The 2,143-nt window shown below is 68.3% G+C and carries 3 protein-coding genes; 2 read left to right on the plus strand and 1 reads right to left on the minus strand.

The features are described 5' to 3' along the window. Positions 1 to 250: hypothetical protein (locus E6J58_24180; GenBank protein TMB31673.1), on the minus strand; the 250-nt coding region annotated here is incomplete at its 3' end. A 504-nt stretch (positions 251 to 754) separates the two neighbouring features. On the opposite strand from E6J58_24180, the gene E6J58_24185 reads away from it, so the two are divergent. Together E6J58_24185 and E6J58_24190 are read left to right on the plus strand one after the other, a co-directional pair. Further along, positions 755 to 1,654 (plus strand): hypothetical protein, encoded by a 900-nt coding sequence (locus E6J58_24185; protein ID TMB31674.1) that lies wholly within the window; start codon positions 755 to 757, stop codon positions 1,652 to 1,654. A 91-nt stretch (positions 1,655 to 1,745) separates the two neighbouring features. Beyond that, positions 1,746 to 1,988 carry a hypothetical protein gene (locus E6J58_24190; protein ID TMB31675.1) on the plus strand — a complete coding sequence of 81 codons (243 nt, stop codon included), beginning with the start codon at positions 1,746 to 1,748 and terminating at the stop codon, positions 1,986 to 1,988. Positions 1,989 to 2,143 lie beyond the last annotated feature (155 nt).

Consider the following 2,143-nt stretch of genomic DNA (forward strand, 5'->3'; position numbering starts at 1 on the left):
AGTCGTCCAGGTCGAGGTGGCCGTAGACCTCGGAAGTGACCTTGGGGTCGGTGTGGCGGAGGATCCGCTGCACGATCGCGAGCGGCACCTTCGCCTTGACGAGCAGGGTGGCCATCGTGTGGCGCAGATCGTGGAAGCGCAGCTTGCGGACGACAGGCTTGAGCCTGCGCAGCCGCCGACGTGCCCCGAACCGACCGCAGCAGCAGCCAGCCCGACGCAGGACCCTGAGCCCGCGACCGCTCGGCGCCAACCCGACTCACGATCCTGTGGCGTGACCTCCTCCTCCGCGTCTTCCGCGAAGACGTTCTCGCCCGCCCCTGCGGCGCCCGCCGGAAGGTCCTCGCCTTCATCAACGAGAGGTCAGTCATCGAGCAGATCCTCGGCCACGTCGGGCTGCCGACCACCGGGCCGCCGCCGGCCAGGATCATGCTCGAAACCGGCGGGCATTGACGGCTTGCACCGTGCAAGACCTGTGGCGTCGAGAAGGAAGGGCCGTTAAGCCGCTTCGTCACGCCTAAGGTGTTGTCAGGATTCTTGCGCGGCGGCTCCGTGAGCCCGCCGCGAGAGATTCTGATATGCTTGCGAAGAAGGGGGCATGGCGGCGCCAGAGGACAGAACCGACCTTATCGACCTTTCGCCGGCGCACGCTTCTCCCTCGACGGATTCGTGGGCAGCTCGGGCGGCGGCGGCCCCGGCTACTTCGACCTGCGCGCCGTCATGTTCTGGCTGCGCGTCCACGTCTGACGCAACGGCGATGACCTCGCGGCGTGCAGTGCTCGCCCTGCTTCTCTGCGGCACCGCCGCACGCGCCGCCGGGATCGAGCCGCTCATCACTCGGCCGATCACCCTACCGCAGGGCAAGGTCGATCTGACCCTGCACGGCACCTACACGAGTTGGAGCTACGGCCTCTTCGGGCTCACGAGGCCCGGGTCGTTCGACGGCGAAACGCTGGCGCTCGGAGTCGACGTTGGCGCGACGGACCGCGTCCAAGTCGGGCTCGGTGTGGCGCTGCCCGTCCATCCGAGCGCCTCATTCGGTTCGGTCCTGGCCACGGCCCTCTTCCTGGCAGAACCGACGTTCGCGATGCGATTGGACGGGGGCTACGAGCGCGTCGGTGTCAATGGCGACCCCACCCAGGTGAATGTCAGCCACACCAATCGGTACTTCGGCGCCCTCGGCGCAAATATCAAGATCCCGATCACGGAAGCGATCGCCTTCGTCACCGGTCAGAACGGCGCCGTGCAGTTCGGCCATTTCCAGAACGTCGGCGACAGCGCGGGACTCTACTTCGGGGCCACCGCATTCACGCAAGCCTCCTCCGATTTCCTGGTCATCAGCGGCGGCGGCGGCGGCTCCAGCGCCATCGTCGGAATCAACCTGCCCGCCGGGCTGCTCGTGCAACCCGACCCGCGCGTTGCCATCACGCTGCAGGCCGGTTACTCGGCGGTCTTCCTGACCTCGGGAGTCACCGGGACCCTCCACTTCGTTCCTCTCGCGCTGGAAGCCGTCGTCACTCCAGCGCCCCCGCTCGACATCGGCGCGCGCTTTTCCCTCGGCGGATACGTCGGCGCCTCGGGGGACGACAGAGTCAGCCTGAATGCCAGCTATTTCGACCTGCGCGCAGTGATGGTCTGGTTGCGCGTCCATGTCTGACCGCCGAGCCGCGGCCGCCCGCTCGTGAAAGCGCTGCACGTTGCGCAGCTTGATGGCCTCGTAGCCGCGCACCAGATCGGGCAGCTCGGCGATGGCCACCGCCGCGTCGTGCAGCGACGGCATCTCCAGCGCCCGCAGCACCATTGCGCGGTACTCCTCGATCAGCGCGCGCTCGACCCTGCGCACCTCCGACGGCCCGAAGGGGTCGACCGCCGTTCCGCGCAGCCGGCGGAGCGCGCGCAGCAGCGAGAGCGCGGGCCGCGCCCAGCGCCCCAACCGCAGCTTCCGCTTCATGCCCAGCGCGCGCAGGAATGGCGGATGGAGGTGCCAGTAGACGCGGGCGCCGCCCGGGAACTGGCGCCGGATCTCCTCCTCCGCCCCTCCCCGCAAGAGCTCGCCGCAGGACCGAAAGGCAGCACAGCTCACTTAACCATTCGGAGTATTCGCGAGGCAATCGGCGATCCGGGCGTCGTGATGAGGGATAGGAGT

The organism is Deltaproteobacteria bacterium, assembly GCA_005879535.1.
In the GTDB taxonomy this organism is placed as follows: Bacteria; Myxococcota; Myxococcia; order Myxococcales; family 40CM-4-68-19; genus 40CM-4-68-19.